This is a genomic window from Pseudomonas sp. ADAK2 TE3594, assembly GCF_053628675.1.
In genome coordinates, this window is record NZ_JBRJGV010000001.1 from 5150996 (window position 1) to 5171572 (window position 20577).

The following is a 20577-nucleotide window of genomic DNA, read 5'->3' on the forward strand; positions in this document are numbered from 1 at the left end:
GATAAACCCTGTGGGAGCGGGCTTGCCCGCGATAGCGCTCTATCAGCCAACATCTCTGTTGAATGTATAACCGCTATCGCGGGCAAGCCCGCTCCCACAGGTTTCAGTGCTGTTGATCAAATTGCGATCAAAACCCTTGCGGCGTCGACCGGGCCACAATCGCTTCCACATCCAGCCCGCGCGGCAATGTTCCATACACCCGACCGGCCGAACCCAGGCGACTGGCGATAAAAGCATCACTGACCGCCGCATTACCGGCCTCCAGCAATAACTTGGCCTGAAGCCCCAAGGCAATGTCTTCGGTGAGTTGGCGGGCGCGGTATTGAATGTCGTCGGTGTCCTTGAACGCCGCCTGCAATTGGCTGATATGCGCAGCCAGGCGTTTGTCGCCATGACCGTCGCCCAACTCGCTGAACAACACATCGAGCACGCCCGGCTCTTTCGACAGCGCTCTCAACACGTCGAGGCACTGCACGTTGCCGGAACCTTCCCATGTCGAGTTAACCGGGGCCTCACGGTACAGACGCGGCAGGATGCTTTCTTCGACATAACCGGCGCCGCCCATGCATTCGGCAGCCTCATTGATCATCGCGGGCGCGCGTTTGCAGATCCAGTATTTGCCCACCGCTGTCACCAGTCGGGCGAATTTCGCTTCGTGGTCGTCATCCAGATGATCCAGCGCCCGGCCCATGCGCAGGCTCAGCGCCAGGGCGGCTTCGCTTTCCAGGGCGAGGTCAGCCAGCACGTTTTGCATCAAGGGTTGCTCGCTGAGCAATTTGCCACCGACCTTGCGATGGGCGCAGTGATGGCTGGCCTGGGTCAGGGCCTGGCGCATCAGCGCGCTGGAGCCGACCATGCAATCGAAGCGGGTCATGGCGACCATTTCGATGATGGTTGGAACCCCCCGGCCCTCTTCGCCGACCATCCAGGCCAGGGCGCCACGGAATTCCACCTCGCTGGAGGCATTGGACCAGTTGCCGAGTTTGTTCTTCAGCCGCTGGATGTAGAACTGATTGCGCGTGTCGTCCGGGCGATGGCGCGGCAGCAGGAAACAGGTCAAACCCTTGTCAGTCTGGGCCAGGGTCAGAAAGGCATCGCACATCGGCGCCGAACAAAACCACTTGTGGCCCACTAGTTCATACGCTTGACCGGGACCACTGGCGCCGACCGGATAAGCCTTGGTGGTGTTGGCCCGCACGTCGGTGCCGCCCTGTTTCTCGGTCATGGCCATGCCGATGGTGACCCCGGCCTTGTGGGCCATGCCGACGTTGCGCGGATCGTATTCGATGGCGAGGATTTTCGGCAGCCATTGTTTGGCCAGATCCGGTTGCAGGCGCATCGCCGGGACGCTGGCGAAGGTCATGGTCAACGGGCAACCGCTGCCGGCTTCAGCCTGACTGTGTAAATAGGTCATGGATGCACGGGCAACGTGGGCGCCCGATTGCGGGTCGGTCCAGGGCAAGCCTGTCAGGCCATGCTCCACCGCCGTGCGCATCAATTCGTGGTAGGCCGGGTGAAATTCAACCAGGTCGATGCGATGGCCGTAACGGTCATGGCTGACGAATACCGGTTTGTTCTGATTGGCCGCAAACCCCGCCTCCATCAGCGGCCCGCCAGCCAAGGCGCCGTAAGCGTCGATCCGCGACTCGGCCCAACCGGCATCGAAGCGCCGCGACCACTCCTGCAAAGGCAGGTCGATGCGATAGAGGTTGGCACCGTCCAGCGACGGTGGCTGGTTGGTGACTTCGTGGGTTTCGGCGAACTGATGCAGGTTCATGACGGGGCTCCTTTGGTCAGCCAAGGGATTTTCAGTTAAGCACCACCCCGAGGTTGAACAAAGTGGCATATCTGCCTAACTGTCGGCGCTTTCGCCTTGCCCTGGACAGAGCACACGCCGATAGAGCGCCGCCTGCAAATCTTCGAATTTCACCGGTTTGCTCAGGTAATCGACCAAGGTGTCGCTCGGGCAATAGGCCCGGTCCGCACTCAGGGCAATCATGAACACGGGTAATTCGGCGCAACCGGACAAGGCGCGGATTCGGCAGCAGATCGAGACACCGTCCAGTGGCGGCAGCTGACAGTCGAGCAGCACAGCGTCAACGGCTTCATGCTGCAAGTGATCGAGCGCGGCCACGCCGCTGTCGGCGGTGCGCACCCGGAACCCAAGCTTGAGCAACATGCCACGCATCACCAGTTGATTGATGCTGTTGTCATCGACCAGCAACACCGTGCAATCCTGCGGCAAACGCAGGCCGGTGGTTTGCCGGGGGATTGCGGGCGCAGATTCCACCACCGGCAGCGGCAGCTCGAACTCGACGTCCAGTTGAAAGCGACTGCCGCGCCCCGGTTCCGAGCGATGACTCAGGCGCCCGCCGAGCAATTCGACCAGTTGCCGACAAATGGCCAGGCCAACGCCCAAACCACCGTATTCACGGGTCATCGAGCCGTCGACCTGAAAAAAGCGTTGATACAGCGTTGCCTCGTCCAAATCGGTAAAGCCAATGCCGGTATCGATCACCGCAAAGGACAACGCCAGCCGATCGGGCGCCACCGGTTTGCCCGTCACCCGCAGCGCCAATCCGCCGACCCGGGTGAATTTGATTGCGTTGTCCAGCAGGCACTCCAGGCATTGCGCCAACTTGTCGCTATCGCCGTACAAACGATCCGGCAGCCCGGATGTAACCTCGACCTTGAAGTCCAGCGACTTGCTCGACGCATTGCCATCGAACTGCAGGCGCAAGGCCTCGACCACACCGCGCAAACTGAACGCGTCCAGATAGACCTTGAGCTTGCCGGCCTGCAATTCGGTCAGGGTGAGGATGCCATTGACCATGCGCATCATGTCCCGCGCAGAACCGGCGGCCGTTTGCTGATATTGCTCCAGTTCCGGGTTCATCTCGACGGTCTGCATCAGCTCCAGCGAACCGATCACGCCATTCATGGGCGTGCGCAGTTCATGGGTCAGGGTGGCGAGGAATTCGTCCTTGAGCTTGTTACTGTGAGCCAGTTGCTGGTTCAGTACTTCGAGCTTTTGCCCGGCATCGAACAACGTCTGTGCCTGTTGCTCGCGCATGGCGTTAATACGATCGGCCAGGGCCAGGGACAGCAGCGCCACTTCGATTGCCGAGCCGATCTGGCTGGCGTACATGGTCAGGAATACGTTGGACAAATAACCCAGCACCATCATCGTGTTGACGACGCCACCGAGCAGGAACGCCGACCAGGCAATGATGAAATACCGAGCGACCCGCAAGCCACGCCACCAGGCGAAAATCCCGGCGGCGAAAATCACTACGGTAAAGACCAGCGCCAGCAACGTCGCCAGGCGCAGGGCCAAGGCGTAACTGGTCATCAATGACAACCCGACCACCAGCGCACTGAACGCAATCAACGCCAGCAACAATCGGTCGAGCCAGCGACTGTGAGTGGCCGTCTGCAAGAAGCTGCGGGCGAACTGGCTCCCGAACAATCCTGAACAGCCGATGAAGAACGGCGTCGCAGCGTTCGCCCACCAGGGATTGTTCGGCCAGAAATACTCCACGGCCGCACCATTCACCGACAGCTGATACAAGCCGAACGAGGCGATATAGACGATGTAATAGAGGTAGCTGGTGTCGCGCACGCTGAGAAAGATGAACAGGTTGTAGACCAGCATCCCCAGCAACACACCGTAAATCAGCCCCAGCACATAGAGCCGGACCGGCTGCTCTTCGAGGTAAGCGGTGCTCGACCACAAGGTGACAGGCGCCTGAACCGACCCTTCGCTTTGCAGGCGCAGGTACACCGTTTGCGCCTGCTCGGGCGTAAAGTTCAGATCAAACAGATAGTTGTGCTGGCGGATCTGGCGAGTGGCGAACGGCAACGCATCGCCGGTCTGTCGCACCAATTGATAGTCACCGCCAGCATCGGGCAAGTAGAGATCAAGGTGATCGAGGGGCGGATAAGCCAGTTCCAGCAACCAGGTCCGTTGTGCCGACGGGTTGGTCGGGCGGTACTGCAGGTCGATTTTCAGCCAGAACGCCGAACGCGAATAACCGGCGTTGAGGGTGGCTTTATCATGGGGTTTGAAGTGCCCGGCCGCCGCTTGCGCACGGACATCGGCGATGGTCGCCTGACCGCCCGTGTCTTCATAAACCTGCATCGTTCGGCCCAGGGGAAGGCTCTGGGTGAACTCGTCGAATTCGACGGCGCTCGCCAGGAGGGGCAAGCACAACAGCAACATCAGCAAATAGCGCATTTAAGCCCCAGCGTAGCCTGTCCGGTTCTGTCAGGAAGCCCCCCATTCCTTTTGAGTAGACGTAAAACCGGTATTACCTGTTATTGGTTTGGATCCACTCTAGCATAGCCGTTGCTGGCCATTGAGCACCATTGAAATTTTTCCTACAAAGGCTCTAGAACAAGCGTTCCAGCTCTATACATTGAGTTAGAGCTGTTGGCTTGGTCAGGTTGTGAAAATGCCTCAGTGCATAGCGATTCCTTGTGGCGAGGGGGCTTGCCCCCGTTCGGCTGCGGAGCAGTCGTAAATCTGCCGATGGGGTGTTCCAGACAGAAGGCAAAGGGGGCAAGCCCCCTCGCCACAATGTATCGGCCGCGATGACTGCCACAACACCCGAAAAACATGTTTGGTGGTAAGCTCGCGCACCATGAATATCTACAGCTCTCGCCCCGTTGTCCTCTGTCTCTCCGGCCACGACCCTAGTGGTGGCGCCGGCTTGCAGGCAGATATCGAAGCCCTGCTCGCTCAGGGTTGCCATGCGGCTCCGGCCGTCACCGCCCTGACTGTGCAAGACACCGTCAACGTCACTGACTTCCGCGTTCTCGATCGCGAGTGGGTGCTGGCCCAGGCCAACGCCGTGCTCAATGATTCCGAAGTCGCCACCGTCAAACTGGGCATGCTCGGTTCCCTGGAAATGGTCGACACCGTGGTCGAACTGCTTTCAGCGCACCCGCATTTGCCGGTGGTCTGCGACCCGGTGCTGCGTGCCGGCGGCGGTGGACGACTGGGCAAGGACGAAGTCGGCTACGCCATGCGCGAACGCCTGTTGCCGCTGTCGATCATTGCCACCCCCAACCTTCCCGAAGCTCGCATTCTCGCCGAACTGCCCGAAGGCACCGCGGACGAGTGCGCTGAAAAACTTCTGCCATTCGTCAAACACCTGCTGATCACCGGCGGTCATGGCGACGAACACGAAATACACAATCGCCTGTACAGCCGCGACGGTCGCCGCGAAACCTTTACCTGCCAGCGCCTGCCCGGCAGTTATCACGGTTCCGGTTGCACGCTGGCCAGCGCCCTCGCCGGCCGCCTGGCCCAGGGCGAACACCTCGCCAGTGCCGTAAAGAGCGCGCTTGACTACACTTGGCGCACCTTGCGTGATGCGGAGCAGCTGGGCAAAGGCCAGTTTGTGCCGCGCCGCTTGCCACTGGACTTCTGTTCGTAACGCCATGAGGCTTGTCCGATGAAACTACGTGGCCTGTACGCCATTACCGACAGCCAGTTACTGGCCGGTAAATTTCTTTCGTACGTGGAGGCGGCGCTCGAAGGCGGCGTCACCCTGCTGCAATACCGCGACAAAAGCAGCGACGAGGCCCGTCGCCTGCGTGAGGCCGAAGCCCTGCGCGATCTGTGCGAACGCTACAAGACTCATCTGATCATCAACGACGACGCCGAACTGGCTGCGCGCTTGAATGTCGGCGTGCACCTGGGCCAGACCGATGGCCCGCTGATGCCGGTTCGCGCACTGCTCGGTCGTCAGGCGATCATCGGTTCGACCTGCCACGCGCAACTCGAACTCGCCGAACAAGCCGCCAAAGAAGGCGCCAGTTACGTCGCCTTTGGCCGCTTCTTCAATTCCAACACCAAGCCCGGCGCACCGGCCTGCAGCCTTGAACTGCTTGATCAGGCCCGCAGCAAATTGCACCTGCCGATCTGCGCGATCGGCGGCATCACGCTGGACAACGCAGCGCCGCTGGTGGCCCACGGGGTCGACTTGCTGGCGGTGGTGCATGGCCTGTTTGGCGCCGAGAGCACGGCTGAAGTGACACGCCGCGCCCGCGCCTTTAACGAATTGTTCAAATCCTGATTTTTTGAGAGCCCGATCATGTCTCGTTCCGAAACCCTGTTTGCCAATGCCCAGAAACACATTCCTGGAGGCGTGAACTCGCCTGTTCGTGCGTTCAAGAGTGTTGGCGGTACGCCGCTGTTCTTCAAACACGCCGAAGGCGCCTACGTCACCGACGAAGATGACAAGCGTTATGTGGATTACGTCGGTTCCTGGGGGCCGATGATTCTCGGCCACAGCCATCCGGACGTGCTGGACGCGGTGCGCAAACAGCTGGAACACGGCCTGTCCTACGGTGCCCCGACCGCGATGGAAACCGAAATGGCCGACCTGGTCTGCTCGATCGTGCCGTCAATGGAGATGGTGCGCATGGTCAGCTCCGGCACCGAAGCGACCATGAGCGCCATCCGCCTGGCCCGTGGCTTCACCGGCCGTGACAGCATCATCAAGTTCGAAGGCTGCTACCACGGCCACTCCGACAGCCTGCTGGTCAAGGCCGGTTCCGGCGCCCTGACCCAAGGCGTGCCGAGTTCGGCCGGTGTACCGGCGGCGTTCGCCAAACACACCCTGACCCTGCCGTTCAACGACATCGACGCGGTAGAAACCATGCTCGCCGAAGTCGGCGAGGACGTGGCCTGCATCATTGTCGAGCCAGTGGCCGGCAACATGAACTGCGTACCGCCGGCACCGGGCTTCCTCGAAGGCCTGCGGACCCTGTGCGACAAGCACGGCGTGGTGCTGATTTTCGACGAAGTGATGACCGGTTTCCGTGTCGCCCTCGGTGGCGCCCAAGCCCATTACGGCGTCACGCCGGACCTGAGCACCTTCGGCAAGATCATCGGTGGCGGCATGCCGGTTGGCTGCTTCGGTGGCAAACGCAAGATCATGGAACAGATCGCACCACTGGGGCCGGTCTACCAGGCCGGCACATTGTCGGGGAACCCACTGGCGATGGCGGCTGGCTTGACCACTCTGCGCCTGATCAGTCGTCCTGGGTTCCACGCCGAGCTGAGCGACTACACCAGCCGTCTGCTCGATGGTCTGCAACAGCGCGCGGACGCCGCCGGCATTCCGTTCGTGACCACTCAGGCCGGCGGCATGTTCGGTCTGTACTTCAGTGGCGCCGACGACATCGTGACCTTCGATGACGTGATGGCCAGCGATGCCGGCCTGTTCGGGCGTTTCTTCCACCTGATGCTGGAAGGCGGCGTGTACCTGGCGCCAAGCGCCTTCGAAGCCGGTTTCACCTCGATCGCCCACGGCGAAACCGAGTTGAAACTGACACTGGACGCCGCCGAACGTGCATTCGCCGCACTGAAATAAAGCGGTAACGCTGACGTTGGCGATTGCCAGCGTCAGCTTTCACCTACATTCGCGCCCTTTTTCCTACTCATCTGCCAATAATCCCCCGCAAAGTGGGCGATATATTCCCCGTGCAGCAGAAAAACGAGTAAAGACTTTGTAAGGTTGGCCCTGCTTATTTCATAATGCGCGCTTATTGGATCCCTCGATGGGTCCACGCGCCCCTCAGAGGTAAGTCGATTCCCATGAACCGCACCGGCCGCACCCTTGCATTGGGCTGCCTGTTGCTCCTTCAGCCCCTGCTCGCGCTCGCACAAGCAGGCGGCAACTCGTTGTTGATCCCGGCGATGGGTCGCTGCCCCCTCAATACTCAGCCGCAAGACCTGACGCAAGCGCTCGCCGCCTGTCAGAAAGCGTCGGATGAAGGGGATGCGCAAGCGCAATACGAGTTGGGTGAGTTCTACTACGACGGCAAAAACGCGCCGCGCGACCTCAATAAAGCCCTGAGCTACTTCGAAAAGGCCTCGCTGCAAGGCCACGCCCAGGCGCAATTCAAACTTGGCACCATGTTCTTCCACGGTGAAGGCGTACCGGCCAATAATGTTCAGGCGTATATCGTGCTGAAAATGGCCGCAGTCAACGGTGCCGAAGAGGCGCTGGACACCGCCGACGAAGTCGCCGAAAAAATGCCCCGCGAAGATCTGGAAGTCGCTACCCAGGTACTGGGGCAAATTTTCCGTAAATACCTGATGGAATTGCAGAGCGCCGATGGGCGTACGCCTTTCTCGCCACTGCCTTGAATTCTGCGTTGGTCTTTCTGGCCTCTTCGCGGGCAAGCCTCGCTCCTACAAGGGCAGCGCTGGCCTGTAGGAGCGAGGCTTGCCCGCGAAGGGAGCGACCCGGTTTCGAAGACTACTTCTCAGGCATCGGCATCGGAAACGGCATGACATTGCCGACCGCGCCGCGGGCTTCGCTGATTTTCGGGGTGCCGAGGCGCTCGACCTCGTCGATGCGCACGATCGAATGCATCGGCACAAAACTGCGCACAACGCCTTCGAACTGAGCCTTGAGCTTCTCTTCGCTCGGATCGACGACCACTTGCGTGCGCTCGCCAAAGACGAACTCTTCCACTTCCAGGAAGCCCCACAGATCACTTTGATAGATCTGCTTGGCGTACATTTCGTACACCTGGCCCTGATTGAGGAAAATCACCTTGTAGATTGGAGCTTCACGTTTGGTCATGGTGGGCGGGTAACACATCGGGGATAAAAATGAGGGCGCGAACTATAGCATAGCCGCCGGACGCGCAACGGTAGGAACCTTGGTGCATGTTCCCTATAATGCGCGGTTCTTTGAATCACGTGATGACTCTATCCATGGCCAAGAAGCTTTACATCGAAACCCACGGTTGCCAGATGAACGAGTACGACAGCTCGCGCATGGTCGATCTGCTGGGTGAACATCAGGCCCTGGAAGTCACCGCTCGCGCTGAAGACGCCGACGTGATCCTGCTCAACACCTGCTCGATCCGCGAACGTGCCCAGGACCGGGTGTACTCCCAGCTGGGTCGCTGGCGCGAATTGAAACTGGCTAACCCGGAAATGGTCATCGCCGTCGGCGGCTGCGTGGCCAGCCAGGAAGGCGCGGCCATTCGTGACCGCGCTCCGTACGTGGACGTGGTATTTGGCCCGCAAACCCTGCACCGCCTGCCGGAAATGATCGACGCCGCGCGCCTGACCAAGCTGCCGCAAGTCGATGTCTCGTTCCCGGAAATCGAAAAATTCGACCATTTGCCCGAGCCCCGCATCGATGGGCCGAGCGCTTACGTGTCGGTCATGGAAGGCTGCAGCAAATACTGCACGTTCTGTGTAGTGCCTTATACCCGCGGTGAAGAAGTCAGCCGACCGTTCGACGACGTGATTGCCGAGATCATTCACCTCGCCGAAAACGGCGTGCGCGAAGTGACTTTGCTGGGGCAGAACGTCAACGGTTATCGCGGCACCACTCACGATGGTCGCCTGGCCGATCTGGCGGAATTGATCCGCGTAGTGGCCGCTGTCGATGGCATCGACCGGATCCGCTACACCACCTCGCACCCACTGGAGTTCTCTGACAGCCTGATCCAGGCCCACGCCGACGTGCCGGAGCTGGTGAAACACCTGCATTTGCCGGTGCAATCGGGTTCCGACCGGATCCTCGCGGCGATGAAGCGCAACCACACCGCGCTGGAGTACAAATCCAAGCTGCGCAAGTTGCGGGCCGCCGTGCCGGGAATCTGCATCAGTTCTGACTTTATCGTCGGTTTCCCGGGCGAAACCGAGAAAGACTTCGAACAAACCATGAAGCTGATCGAAGACGTCGGTTTCGACTTTTCCTACTCGTTCGTCTATAGCCAGCGCCCGGGCACGCCGGCCGCCGATCTGGCCGACGAAACACCGGAAGAACTGAAAAAAGAACGTTTGAACGCCCTGCAACATCGCCTCAACCAGCAAGGTTTCGAGATCAGCCGACAAATGGTGGGCTCCATTCAGCGGATTCTGGTAACCGATTATTCGAAAAAAGACCCCGGTGAACTGCAAGGCCGGACCGAGAATAATCGTATCGTCAACTTCCGCTGCGACGATCCGACCCTGATCGGCCAGTTCGCCGATGTGCACATCGATGCCGCGCAACCGCACTCGCTGCGGGGCTCGCTGCTGTAAGAGCGAGGCTTGCCCGCGAAGGCCGCACCGCGGTCAGTCTGACGGACCGCGTTATCGTTCTTCGCGGGCAAGCCTCGCTCCTACAAGGACGGTGTTCAACATTGGTCCGTATAAGAGCTTTCGTACCCAGGCGACTGGCGCTATCCTTTATTCATCATAATTGCCCCAGGGCGGCTAAATACGACCTTGAACGCACCCATAGAACCACATCGTTTCATCCTCGAGCCTTTTGAAGCTCGCCGCTTCGCCAATCTGTGCGGGCAATTCGACGAGCATCTGCGCTTGATCGAACAGCGCCTCGCTATCGAGATCCGCAACCGCGGAAACCAGTTCGAACTGATCGGCGAGCCCAAGCACACCACCTCCGCGGAAAACCTGCTGCGCCGCTTGTACCGGGAAACCAAAGGTACCGAGCTGTCGCCAGACACGGTTCACCTGTTCCTGCAGGAATCGGCCGTCGAGGAACTGGACAACCACTCCCCCGCCGAACCGTCCGTCGCCTTGCGCACCAAGAAAGGCATGATTCGCCCTCGCGGCTTGAATCAGCTGCGCTATGTGAAGGAAATCCTCGGTAACGATATCAACTTCGGCATCGGCCCGGCCGGTACCGGCAAGACCTATCTGGCCGTTGCCTGCGCGGTAGACGCGCTGGAGCGCGAGCAGATTCGCCGCATTCTGCTGGTCCGTCCGGCGGTTGAAGCGGGCGAAAAGCTCGGCTTCCTGCCCGGCGACCTGTCCCAGAAAATCGACCCGTACCTGCGCCCGCTCTATGACGCGCTCTACGAAATGCTCGGTTTCGAATACGTCGCCAAGCTGATCGAGCGTCAGGTGATCGAAGTCGCGCCGCTGGCCTACATGCGCGGTCGTACGCTGAACAACAGCTTCATCATCCTCGACGAAAGCCAGAACACCACCGTCGAGCAGATGAAGATGTTCCTGACCCGGATCGGCTTCGGCTCCACTGCGGTCATCACCGGTGACATCACCCAGGTCGACCTGCCGAAAGGCACCAAGTCCGGGCTGCACCATGTGATCGAAGTACTGAAAGACGTACCGGGTATCAGCTTTACCCATTTCATGCCCAAGGACGTGGTGCGCCATCCGCTGGTGCAGCGCATCGTCGAAGCCTACGAGCGCTTCGAAAATCGCGCGGCCGACGAACCGGCGAAGTTCTCTTCCAAGGACACTCGCCCCGATGCTTGAGCTTGATCTGCAACTGGCTACCGAAGCGTCTGCCCCGAGTGAAGCCCAATTCCGTCAATGGTGCGAACTGGCCCTGCGCCAGCGTACTGCCGACTCCGAAATGACCATCCGCTTGGTCGACGAAGAAGAAGCCCGCGAACTGAACTTCACCTGGCGGCAGAAAGACTACGCCACCAACGTTTTGTCATTCCCGGCCGATGTCCCCGATGAGTTTCTCGACATTCCCTTGCTCGGCGATCTGGTGATCTGCGTAGCAGTGGTCGAGCGCGAAGCGGCGGAGCAAGGCAAGGAATTAAAGGCCCACTGGGCGCATCTGGTCATTCACGGCTGCTTGCATCTGCTTGGTTACGACCATATAGATGATGACGAAGCCGAAGAAATGGAAGCACTGGAACGAACGTTGCTTGCAGAGTTGGGTCATCCGGACCCTTATGCGGACGACGAAACAGACACATCCCCAATCGTAACAACAAAGGATTCAGAGTAATCGCTATGAGCGAAGATCGATCGAGCAACGGGCAGAAGTCATGGCTGGGTAAGCTCACCCAGGCTTTTGCCCACGAGCCGAAGAACCGCCAGGAGCTGCTGGAGCTGCTGCGCGATGCACATCAAAACAAGTTGCTGGACAGCGAAGCGCTGGCCATCGTCGAAGGCGCCATCCAGGTTGCAGACCTGCAAGTACGGGACATCATGGTCCCGCGCTCGCAGATGATCAGCATCAAGGCGACCCAGACACCCCGCGAGTTCCTGCCCGCAGTGGTCGACTCGGCCCACTCCCGCTACCCGGTGATCGGCGAAAGCCACGATGACGTGATGGGCGTGTTGCTGGCCAAGGACTTGCTGCCATTGATCCTCAAGGAGAACGGCGACAGCTTCAACATCAAGGACCTGCTGCGCCCGGCCACGTTCGTGCCCGAGTCCAAGCGCCTGAATGTGCTGCTGCGCGAGTTCCGCGCCAACCATAACCACATGGCCATCGTCATTGACGAATATGGCGGCGTGGCCGGTCTGGTGACCATCGAAGACGTGCTGGAACAGATCGTCGGCGACATCGAAGACGAGCACGACGTCGAAGAAGACAGCTACATCAAACCGCTGCCCAGCGGTGACTTCCTGATCAAGGCCCTGACGCCGATCGATAACTTCAACGAGTTCTTCGACAGCGAATTCTCCGACGATGAATTCGACACCGTCGGCGGCTTGGTGATGAGCGCGTTCGGGCACTTGCCAAAACGTAACGAAATCACTGAAATCGGCGCCTATCGCTTCCGCATCCTGAACGCCGACAGCCGTCGGATTCACTTGCTGCGTCTGACACCTATTGCCCGTTAAGGATTGACATGCTCCGCGTAACCCGCCCCGGCTGGCCCGGTAACCTGCTGGCCGTGGCGGCCGGTGCACTCACCACTCTGGCCCTGGCGCCGTTCGATATCTGGCCGCTGGCATTGCTGGCGGTCGGTTTCTTTTACGCCGGTTTGCGCGAACTGAGCCCCCGTCAGGCCTTGGGCCGTGGCTGGTGTTTCGGTTTCGGCCTGTTTGCCGCGGGCACCAGCTGGATCTACTACAGCATTCACAACTTCGGCGGCGCATCTGTACTGTTGGCCGGGTTCTTGATGCTGCTCTTCACTGCGGCGATCGCCTGGTTCTTCGCTTTGCCCGCCTGGATTTGGGCGCGCTGGCTGCGCCGTAACGAAGCGCCGCTGGCCGATGCTTTGGCATTTGCGGCGTTGTGGGTGGGTCAGGAAGCCTTTCGCGGTTGGTTCCTTACCGGCTTCCCATGGCTCTATTCCGGCTATAGCCAGCTCGATGGCCCACTGGCCGGGCTCGCGCCGGTCGGCGGAATGTGGCTGATTTCCTTCACCCTGGCCCTGACGGCTGCGCTGATCTACAACGCTATGCGACTGGTGCGCACTGGCCGTAAAGGCTTCATCGCTGTCGGCGTGTTACTGCTGGCTGGCCCTTGGGTGGCCGGCATGGCGCTCAAGGAACATGCCTGGACCAGCCCGGCGGGCGCACCACTGAGCGTTGCGGCGCTTCAGGGCAACATCGAACAAAGCATGAAGTGGGATCCGTCGCAGCTCAATGCGCAGCTGGCGCTGTACCGCGACATGAGCTTCAGCTCCAAACGCGTCGACCTGCTGATCTGGCCGGAAACCGCAGTCCCGGTGCTCAAGGAGTCCGCCGAGGGCTACCTGAACATGATGGGAAGCTTCGCCGCCGAGCGTAAATCCGCGCTGATTACCGGCGTGCCGATTCGCCAGGAAGTCCATCACGAGAAGCGCTTCTTCAACGGTATTACCGTTGTTGGTGAAGGCGATGGCACTTACCTGAAGCAGAAACTGGTGCCGTTCGGCGAATACGTTCCATTGCAGGAAGTCTTGCGCGGCCTGATCGCGTTCTTCGACCTGCCGATGTCCGACTTTGCCCGAGGGCCGGCCGATCAAGCGCTGCTGCAAGCCAAGGGTTATCAGATTGCGCCGTTCATCTGCTACGAAGTGGTCTACCCGGAATTCGCCGCCGGCCTCGCCGCCCGCAGCGATTTGCTGCTGACCATCAGCAACGACACCTGGTTCGGCACCTCGATCGGCCCGCTGCAACATTTGCAGATGGCGCAGATGCGCGCACTTGAAGCCGGCCGCTGGATGATCCGCGCCACCAACAACGGCGTGACCGGCCTGATCAACCCGTTTGGCCAGATCACTGCGCAGATCCCGCAGTTCGAACGAGGCATTCTGTATGGCGAAGTGGTGCCGATGCACAACCTGACGCCCTACCTGGAATGGCGTTCGTGGCCGTTGATCATCAGTTGCGTGTTGTTGTTTGGCTGGGCGTTGGTTGCGAACCGGATGGCGAAGACCGTTTAAAGCTTCGCGAGCAAGCCCGCTCCTGCATTGGATCTCGAGTGTTCACACATACGGTGTTCACGGCAGATCTACTGTGGGAGCGGGCTTGCTCGCGAAGACGGCATCACAGGCGCAATATCAATCAGGGTCGACATCGCCTCGATAAAACAACGAATACCCGACCTGCCCCACCGCCTCATTCATCAACTGCCCGCTCTGCCAGATCGATTTGAATTCCGGCATCCAGCCGCCCAGCGGCCGGGCATTGTCCACGCCTAAAAACCCCACTGGCGCGGGCACCACCTCAAATCCCGCCTGCTGGAAACTCCAGACCGCTCTCGGCATGTGCCAGGCCTGAGTCACGACCACCACCCGCTTGATCCCTTCCGGCAACAATACCTGGGCGCTGAATTGCGCATTTTCCCAAGTCGTGCGGCTGCGCCCTTCCTGCCAGCGCACCGTCACACCAAAATCATCGAGCAATGAGTCCGCCATCAGCTTCGCTTCGGTCGGTGGCGAGCCGTAATGCAGGCCGCCACTGGTCAGAATCGGCAAACCGGACGCCTTGGCCAGGCGCGCGGCATAGCGCTCGCGCCCCAGGCCTACGCCGGTCGGCTGGTCAACGCCCCAGGCCGGGTCGCCACGCTCACGCCCTGAACCCAGCACCACGATTGCGTCCGCCCGTCGGCCCAAGGTTGGCCATTCCTCGCGTGCCAGCGCCGGCTCGCGCTCCAGGGCCTTGGCACTCCACTCCACCATCACTGGCAGGCTCATCAACCAGAAACCGCCCACGCCCAGGATGAAACACAACCCCGCCAGCCTCGGCCTTGAGCGGCGCCACCACCAGGCAAGCACCAGCAACAGCAATAAAATGCCGGGAGGCAATAGAAGTTGTTTAATGAAATAACGAAAAGGCATCGGGCATCTCCATAGATGCCCGAAGCCTAGGTGGATTGACGCAATGCGACAACAAATGCGGAAGGACTTTGCTTCAAAAAAGCATATCCAACGGCTTCAAGTGCTCTTACTTGAATTGCAAAGACCGGACCTTTACCGCGCCTTTGCCGGGTGCCTTATCCTTGAGCCAGATGATATTGGCCGAACGTGGCGCCTCGAGTTGCTTCATTGCTGCTGACAAGCATCCGTGCGTCTCACGTTCACTACGGTCCAGATACGCCTTGACCAGTTCAAACTCTGCGGGGCTCAAACCACGCAGCTCCAGCTCCAGGGGACGCTCATCGCGAAGCCGACCGGCAGTTTTGGCCACATCCAGGGCCATTGCGAGACGGTCTATCAGTCTTTCGTACAGCTCCGGTTTTGTAGCTTTTTGCTGTGACTCAACCATCCATCACCTCATTGAAGATAAGACTCACTCCCCTTTTAGAGCTTAGCCTCGCTGAAAAAACCGGCTGAGTGCCGCGACCAACGGCCCTCGGGGCGGGTATTGGCCGCGTCCTTGCGTGTAATCAGGGTTTCCCTCGGTAGAGTGCGGTCATGTATGCTACGGCGCTTCCTGTAACTCCACTTCCAGCTCGTCTGGGCACCGAAACGTCGATTTGGCGTTCTCACCGTCCAGCGTTGCATTGAAGAGGATTAGGCCACCCCTATTCAGTTCAAAAGTAGCCATGCACGAACAATATCAGCCCCGTGAAATCGAAGCCGCCGCCCAGTCGTTCTGGGACGAGCAAAAGTCCTTTGAAGTCAGTGAACAGCCAGGCAAGGAGACGTTCTACTGCCTGTCGATGTTCCCTTACCCCAGCGGCAAGCTACACATGGGGCACGTGCGCAACTACACCATCGGCGACGTGATCTCCCGCTACCAGCGCATGCAAGGCAAGAACGTCCTGCAACCCATGGGTTGGGACGCCTTCGGCATGCCGGCGGAAAACGCCGCGATGAAGAACAACGTAGCGCCCGCCAAGTGGACCTACGAAAACATCGCCTACATGAAAAGCCAGCTGCGCAGCCTGGGCCTGGCAGTGGACTGGTCGCGCGAAGTGACCACCTGCAAGCCGGATTACTACCGCTGGGAACAATGGCTGTTCACTCGCCTGTTCGAAAAAGGCGTGATTTACAAAAAAAGCGGCACCGTGAACTGGGACCCGGTCGACCAGACCGTTCTGGCCAACGAGCAAGTGATCGACGGTCGCGGCTGGCGTTCCGGCGCGCTGATCGAAAAGCGCGAAATTCCGATGTACTACTTCAAGATCACCGCTTACGCGGATGAGCTGCTGGAGAGCCTCGACGAACTGACTGGCTGGCCTGAACAGGTCAAGACCATGCAGCGCAACTGGATCGGCAAGTCCCGCGGCATGGAAGTGCAGTTCCCGTACGACGTCGCTTCCATCGGCGAAGCCGGCGCGTTGAAAGTGTTCACGACCCGTCCGGACACCCTGATGGGCGCGACCTACGTTGCCGTAGCCGCCGAACACCATCTGGCGACCCTGGCCGCGCAGAACAACCCAGAGCTGCAGGCGTTCATCGCTGAATGCAAGGGCGGCAGCGTCGCTGAAGCCGACGTCGCCACTCAAGAGAAAAAAGGCCTGCCGACCTCGCTGTTCGTCGAGCATCCGCTGACCGGTGAGAAACTCCCGGTGTGGGTCGCCAACTATGTACTGATGCACTACGGCGACGGCGCGGTAATGGCCGTTCCGGCGCACGACGAACGTGATTTCGAGTTCGCCACCAAGTACAACCTGCCAATCAAATCCGTGGTGCGCACAAGTTCCGGTGACACCAACCCGGCCCCTTGGCAGGATGCGTACGGCGAGCACGGCACGCTGATCAACTCCGGCGAATTCGACGGCCTCGACTTCGCAGGCGCCTTCGACGCCATGGAAGTCGCGCTGATCAAGAAAAACCTCGGCGCCTCGCGCACCCAGTTCCGCCTGCGCGACTGGGGTATCAGCCGTCAGCGCTACTGGGGCTGCCCGATTCCGATCATCCACTGCAACGCCTGCGGTGATGTGCCGGTCCCTGAAGATCAGTTGCCAGTCGTGCTGCCGGAAGACGTCGTACCGGACGGCGCTGGTTCGCCATTGGCGCGCATGCCTGAGTTCTACGAGTGCGCTTGCCCGAAATGCGGCGCACCGGCCAAGCGTGAAACCGACACCATGGATACCTTCGTCGAGTCCTCGTGGTACTACGCCCGTTACGCCTCGCCGCACTATGAAGGCGGTCTGGTGGAAAAATCGGCAGCCGACCATTGGTTGCCGGTTGATCAGTACATCGGCGGTATCGAACACGCGATTCTTCACCTGCTCTACGCGCGCTTCTTCCACAAGCTGATGCGCGACGAAGGCCTGGTGAGTTCCAACGAGCCGTTCAAGAACCTGCTGACCCAGGGCATGGTCATCGCCGAAACTTACTATCGTCGCGAAGCCAACGGGGCCTATACGTGGTTCAACCCGGCGGACGTGGAGCTTGAGCGTGACAGCAAGGCCAAGGTTATTAGCGCCAAGCTGATCGCGGACGGCCTGCCGGTGGAAATCGGTGGCACCGAGAAGATGGCCAAGTCAAAAAACAACGGCGTCGACCCACAGTCGATGATTGACCAGTTCGGCGCAGACACCTGCCGCCTGTTCATGATGTTCGCCTCGCCACCCGACATGAGTGCGGAATGGTCCGATTCCGGCGTAGAGGGTTCGCACCGCTTCCTCAAGCGCGTCTGGCGCCTGGCTCAAGCGCACGTCACTCAGGGCCTGCCGGGCAAACTGGACGTCGCCAGCCTGAACGACGAGCAGAAAGCCATTCGCCGTTCGATCCACCAGGCCATCAAGCAGGCCAGCCACGACGTCGGCCAGAACCACAAATTCAACACCGCCATCGCCCAAGTGATGACGCTGATGAACGTGCTGGAAAAAGCCGCGCAAGGCACCGAACAGGATCGCGCACTGATTCACGAAGGTCTGGAAACCGTAGTCCTGCTGCTGGCACCGATCACCCCGCACATCAGCCACGAACTGTGGCATCGACTGGGCCATGCTGACCCGGTAATCGATGCCGGTTGGCCGGTGCTGGACGAAAGCGCCCTGGTACAGGACAGCCTGCAGCTTGTCATTCAAGTCAACGGCAAGCTGCGCGGCCACATCGAAATGCCGGCCAGCGCCAGCCGCGAAGAAGTCGAAGCGGCTGCACGGGCCAACGAAAACGTCCTGCGCTTCGTCGATGGCCTGACTATTCGCAAAGTGATCGTAGTGCCCGGGAAACTGGTCAATATCGTCGCCAGCTAAATTGGATCAGGCGCCAGGTCATGCCTGGCGCCGAGTAAAACCTTTCGGGCCGCTTGACCGGCCCACATGGTTTCAAGGGGAGCAACAAGATGATCAAACGCAATTTGCTGGTGATGGGCCTTGCGGTCCTGCTGAGCGCCTGTGGTTTCCAGCTGCGCGGCACCGGCACCACCGAACTGGCGATCAAGGAACTCGACCTGAGCGCCCGCAACGCCTACGGCGAAACCGTGACGCAACTGCGTCAGGTGCTGGAAAGCAGCGGCGTCAAGGTCTACAGCGGCGCGCCTTACAAGCTGTATCTGGCCGATGAGCAGGAAAGCCAGCGCATCCTCAGTTATGCCGGTGCCGGCCGGACTGGCGAGTACCAGGTGAACACTGTGCTGAACTACGACATCCGGGGCCAGGGCAACCTGCCACTGTTGAGCGACAAACTCGAAGTACAGAAAGTCTTCATCCATGACGGCAACAACCTGGTGGGTTCTGACCAGGAAGCCAACGATGCCCGCAAGGAAATGCGTCGTGAACTGGTGCAACGCATGATGCTGCGTCTGCAACAGCTGACCCCGACTCAGCTTGAACAGATGCAACAGACCGCTGAAGCCAGGGCCAAGGCTGACGCCGACGCATTGGAAGCGGCGCAGAAGACTGAAGCGGAGACGCCGCGTCAGTCGCCTGTCGAACTGCCGCAGCAATAAGCCTTACGGGGCGCTCACGCGCCCCGTTCGCCTCTTCTTATGAAACTCGCCCCCGCCCAACTCGGTAAACACCTGCAAGGCGCCCTCGCGCCGGTCTACGTCATCAGTGGCGATGACCCATTGCTGTGTCAGGAAGCCGCCGACGCCATTCGCGCGGCTGCCCGCCAACAAGGTTTCGATGAACGCCAGGTCTTCGCCGCCGACGCCAGTTTCGACTGGGGTACGCTGCTGCAGGCCGGCGCCAGCATGTCGCTGTTCGCCGAAAAACGTCTTCTGGAATTGCGTCTGCCCTCCGGCAAACCCGGAGACAAAGGCGCCGCAGCATTCATTGAGTATTGCTCGCGCCCGGCCGAAGACACGGTGCTGCTGATCAGCCTGCCCAAGCTTGACGGCAGCGCGCAGAAAACCAAGTGGGGCAAGGCGCTGATTGAAGGTCCGCAAACCCAGTTCGTGCAGATCTGGCCCGTGGACACCAATCAGTTGCCGAGCTGGATCCGTCAACGCCTGTCCCAGGCCGGGCTTTCAGCCAGTCAGGACGCCGTCGAACTGATCGCCGCTCGGGTCGAAGGCAACTTGCTGGCTGCCGCTCAGGAAATCGAAAAGCTCAAGCTGATGGCCGAGGGTGGCCAGATCACCGTCGAAACCGTGCAAGCGGCAGTGGCCGATAGTGCGCGTTTCGACGTCTTCGGCCTGACCGATGCGATTCTTAATGGCGAGGCTGCTCACGCGCTGCGCATGCTCGAAGGGTTGCGCGGCGAAGGTGTCGAACCGCCGGTGATTCTCTGGGCGCTGGCCCGAGAGCTGCGCCTGCTGGCCAACCTGTCGCTGCAATACAGCCAGGGCGTGCCGCTGGACAAAGCCTTCAGCCAGGCCCGACCGCCGATCTGGGACAAACGCAAACCACTGATGAGCAAGGCGCTGCAACGCTACTCGGCGCAACGCTGGGCGCAGTTGCTGCTCGAAGCCCAGCGCATCGACGCACAGATCAAAGGCCAGGCGGCGGGTTCGCCGTGGATGAGCCTTAGTCGGTTGACGCTGTTGATGGCTGGCCAGAGATTGTCGCTGCCTGCCGAGTAATGTTTTTGTGGCGAGGGGGCTTGCCCCCGTCCGGCTGCGCAGCAGTCGTAAATTCGATCAACGCGTTTTACCTGTTGTACCTCCACAGCCGGTTTGGGGGCTGCTTCGCAGCCCAACGGGGGCAAACCCCCTCGCCACAAAAACCAATCTCACTACAAAGAATGCCGAAAGGTCCTACACAATGTAGGGGCTAGACAGAATCCTTGCTTCGGCAGATTATTCCCCCCGCAAAACCCACTCACTTGCGAGAGACCATCATGAGCAAAAAGCCATCCAAACATGGCCCCAACAAGGCCAAATCCATCATCGCCCAGCCACTGTTCCGCAGCCGTCAGGAACGAGCCGGCAAGGGCAAAGGCAGCTACCGCCGCGAAGCCTTCCAGTCTAATAGCTGGGAGGCTTCTTACTTTCTGGCGGCCTGAAAGGCAAGCCATCGCTCAACATGTTAAGGTCTGCACCTG

The 20577-nt window shown here is 60.1% G+C and carries 18 protein-coding genes; 13 read left to right on the forward strand and 5 right to left on the reverse strand.

The window, feature by feature from the left end:
• Window positions 1–127 precede the first annotated feature (127 nt).
• On the reverse strand, window positions 128–1777 hold the full coding sequence (locus AB7M22_RS23070) for an acyl-CoA dehydrogenase family protein (protein ID WP_454187887.1): 1650 nt from the start codon (window positions 1775–1777) through the stop codon (window positions 128–130).
• A gap of 75 nt (window positions 1778–1852) precedes the next feature.
• A complete protein-coding gene (locus tag AB7M22_RS23075; RefSeq protein ID WP_454187888.1) occupies window positions 1853–4237 on the reverse strand; it encodes a 7TM diverse intracellular signaling domain-containing protein in 2385 nt (794 codons plus the stop codon).
• A gap of 406 nt (window positions 4238–4643) precedes the next feature.
• Here AB7M22_RS23075 and AB7M22_RS23080 point away from each other — a divergent pair, with 406 nt between their 5' ends.
• The 4 genes from AB7M22_RS23080 (at window position 4644) to AB7M22_RS23095 (ending at window position 8164) form a co-directional block, all read left to right on the forward strand.
• Window positions 4644–5441 (forward strand): hydroxymethylpyrimidine/phosphomethylpyrimidine kinase, encoded by a 798-nt coding sequence (locus AB7M22_RS23080; RefSeq protein WP_454187889.1) that lies wholly within the window; start codon window positions 4644–4646, stop codon window positions 5439–5441.
• An 18-nt stretch (window positions 5442–5459) separates the two neighbouring features.
• The gene (gene thiE, locus AB7M22_RS23085) at window positions 5460–6083 is read left to right on the forward strand and encodes a thiamine phosphate synthase (protein WP_008070084.1); all 624 of its coding nucleotides are present in this window, start codon (window positions 5460–5462) and stop codon (window positions 6081–6083) included.
• Window positions 6084–6101: 18 nt separating this feature from the next.
• Window positions 6102–7385 (forward strand): glutamate-1-semialdehyde 2,1-aminomutase, encoded by a 1284-nt coding sequence (gene hemL, locus AB7M22_RS23090; RefSeq protein ID WP_454187890.1) that lies wholly within the window; start codon window positions 6102–6104, stop codon window positions 7383–7385.
• A gap of 224 nt (window positions 7386–7609) precedes the next feature.
• Complete coding sequence (locus tag AB7M22_RS23095) at window positions 7610–8164, forward strand: tetratricopeptide repeat protein (protein WP_454187891.1); 555 nt, start codon at window positions 7610–7612, stop codon at window positions 8162–8164.
• Window positions 8165–8276: 112 nt separating this feature from the next.
• Here AB7M22_RS23095 and AB7M22_RS23100 read toward each other — a convergent pair whose 3' ends face one another.
• Complete coding sequence (locus tag AB7M22_RS23100) at window positions 8277–8606, reverse strand: DUF1820 family protein (RefSeq protein WP_007894425.1); 330 nt, start codon at window positions 8604–8606, stop codon at window positions 8277–8279.
• A 134-nt stretch (window positions 8607–8740) separates the two neighbouring features.
• Here AB7M22_RS23100 and miaB point away from each other — a divergent pair, with 134 nt between their 5' ends.
• The 5 genes from miaB (at window position 8741) to lnt (ending at window position 14133) form a co-directional block, all read left to right on the forward strand.
• Window positions 8741–10066, forward strand: a complete 1326-nt coding sequence (miaB, locus tag AB7M22_RS23105; RefSeq protein ID WP_454187892.1) for a tRNA (N6-isopentenyl adenosine(37)-C2)-methylthiotransferase MiaB — start codon at window positions 8741–8743, stop codon at window positions 10064–10066.
• A 186-nt stretch (window positions 10067–10252) separates the two neighbouring features.
• Entirely contained in the window at window positions 10253–11269 is a 1017-nt protein-coding gene (locus tag AB7M22_RS23110; protein WP_008012629.1) for a PhoH family protein, read from the forward strand.
• Window positions 11262–11756, forward strand: coding sequence for an rRNA maturation RNase YbeY (ybeY, locus tag AB7M22_RS23115; RefSeq protein WP_007894420.1), 495 nt, complete (start codon window positions 11262–11264; stop codon window positions 11754–11756). Before AB7M22_RS23110 ends, ybeY begins: the two co-directional genes overlap by 8 nt.
• 5 nt (window positions 11757–11761) lie before the next feature.
• Window positions 11762–12601, forward strand: coding sequence for an HlyC/CorC family transporter (locus AB7M22_RS23120; protein ID WP_007894419.1), 840 nt, complete (start codon window positions 11762–11764; stop codon window positions 12599–12601).
• A gap of 8 nt (window positions 12602–12609) precedes the next feature.
• Entirely contained in the window at window positions 12610–14133 is a 1524-nt protein-coding gene (lnt, locus tag AB7M22_RS23125; protein WP_454187893.1) for an apolipoprotein N-acyltransferase, read from the forward strand.
• A gap of 117 nt (window positions 14134–14250) precedes the next feature.
• On the opposite strand, the gene AB7M22_RS23130 is transcribed toward lnt, so the two are convergent.
• Both AB7M22_RS23130 and AB7M22_RS23135 read right to left on the reverse strand, forming a co-directional pair.
• The gene (locus AB7M22_RS23130; RefSeq protein WP_454187894.1) at window positions 14251–15030 is read right to left on the reverse strand and encodes a YdcF family protein; all 780 of its coding nucleotides are present in this window, start codon (window positions 15028–15030) and stop codon (window positions 14251–14253) included.
• Between the two features lie 106 nt (window positions 15031–15136).
• Window positions 15137–15457, reverse strand: coding sequence for a hypothetical protein (locus tag AB7M22_RS23135; RefSeq protein ID WP_305424997.1), 321 nt, complete (start codon window positions 15455–15457; stop codon window positions 15137–15139).
• Between the two features lie 280 nt (window positions 15458–15737).
• Here AB7M22_RS23135 and leuS point away from each other — a divergent pair, with 280 nt between their 5' ends.
• The 4 genes from leuS to arfA all read left to right on the forward strand — a co-directional run bounded on the left by leuS (window position 15738) and on the right by arfA (window position 20538).
• The gene (gene leuS / locus AB7M22_RS23140; protein WP_454187895.1) at window positions 15738–18344 is read left to right on the forward strand and encodes a leucine--tRNA ligase; all 2607 of its coding nucleotides are present in this window, start codon (window positions 15738–15740) and stop codon (window positions 18342–18344) included.
• 89 nt (window positions 18345–18433) lie between these two features.
• Window positions 18434–19039 carry an LPS-assembly lipoprotein LptE gene (locus AB7M22_RS23145; RefSeq protein WP_008009080.1) on the forward strand — a complete coding sequence of 202 codons (606 nt, stop codon included), beginning with the start codon at window positions 18434–18436 and terminating at the stop codon, window positions 19037–19039.
• A gap of 39 nt (window positions 19040–19078) precedes the next feature.
• Complete coding sequence (gene holA / locus AB7M22_RS23150) at window positions 19079–20116, forward strand: DNA polymerase III subunit delta (protein WP_007894408.1); 1038 nt, start codon at window positions 19079–19081, stop codon at window positions 20114–20116.
• A gap of 257 nt (window positions 20117–20373) precedes the next feature.
• Entirely contained in the window at window positions 20374–20538 is a 165-nt protein-coding gene (gene arfA, locus AB7M22_RS23155) for an alternative ribosome rescue factor ArfA (protein WP_003176285.1), read from the forward strand.
• Window positions 20539–20577: the final 39 nt, after the last annotated feature.

Excerpts from the sequence above, each read along its gene's own strand:
- AB7M22_RS23070 (WP_454187887.1), bottom strand. The coding sequence starts at position 1,777 with ATGAACCTGCATCAGTTCGCCGAAACCCACGAAGTCACCAACCAGCCA.
- AB7M22_RS23075 (WP_454187888.1), bottom strand. The coding sequence starts at position 4,237 with ATGCGCTATTTGCTGATGTTGCTGTTGTGCTTGCCCCTCCTGGCGAGC.
- AB7M22_RS23080 (WP_454187889.1), top strand. The coding sequence starts at position 4,644 with ATGAATATCTACAGCTCTCGCCCCGTTGTCCTCTGTCTCTCCGGCCAC.
- thiE (WP_008070084.1), top strand. The coding sequence starts at position 5,460 with ATGAAACTACGTGGCCTGTACGCCATTACCGACAGCCAGTTACTGGCC.
- hemL (WP_454187890.1), top strand. The coding sequence starts at position 6,102 with ATGTCTCGTTCCGAAACCCTGTTTGCCAATGCCCAGAAACACATTCCT.
- AB7M22_RS23095 (WP_454187891.1), top strand. The coding sequence starts at position 7,610 with ATGAACCGCACCGGCCGCACCCTTGCATTGGGCTGCCTGTTGCTCCTT.
- AB7M22_RS23100 (WP_007894425.1), bottom strand. The coding sequence starts at position 8,606 with ATGACCAAACGTGAAGCTCCAATCTACAAGGTGATTTTCCTCAATCAG.
- miaB (WP_454187892.1), top strand. The coding sequence starts at position 8,741 with ATGGCCAAGAAGCTTTACATCGAAACCCACGGTTGCCAGATGAACGAG.
- ybeY (WP_007894420.1), top strand. The coding sequence starts at position 11,262 with ATGCTTGAGCTTGATCTGCAACTGGCTACCGAAGCGTCTGCCCCGAGT.
- AB7M22_RS23120 (WP_007894419.1), top strand. The coding sequence starts at position 11,762 with ATGAGCGAAGATCGATCGAGCAACGGGCAGAAGTCATGGCTGGGTAAG.
- lnt (WP_454187893.1), top strand. The coding sequence starts at position 12,610 with ATGCTCCGCGTAACCCGCCCCGGCTGGCCCGGTAACCTGCTGGCCGTG.
- AB7M22_RS23130 (WP_454187894.1), bottom strand. The coding sequence starts at position 15,030 with ATGCCTTTTCGTTATTTCATTAAACAACTTCTATTGCCTCCCGGCATT.
- AB7M22_RS23135 (WP_305424997.1), bottom strand. The coding sequence starts at position 15,457 with ATGGTTGAGTCACAGCAAAAAGCTACAAAACCGGAGCTGTACGAAAGA.
- leuS (WP_454187895.1), top strand. The coding sequence starts at position 15,738 with ATGCACGAACAATATCAGCCCCGTGAAATCGAAGCCGCCGCCCAGTCG.
- AB7M22_RS23145 (WP_008009080.1), top strand. The coding sequence starts at position 18,434 with ATGATCAAACGCAATTTGCTGGTGATGGGCCTTGCGGTCCTGCTGAGC.
- holA (WP_007894408.1), top strand. The coding sequence starts at position 19,079 with ATGAAACTCGCCCCCGCCCAACTCGGTAAACACCTGCAAGGCGCCCTC.
- arfA (WP_003176285.1), top strand. The coding sequence starts at position 20,374 with ATGAGCAAAAAGCCATCCAAACATGGCCCCAACAAGGCCAAATCCATC.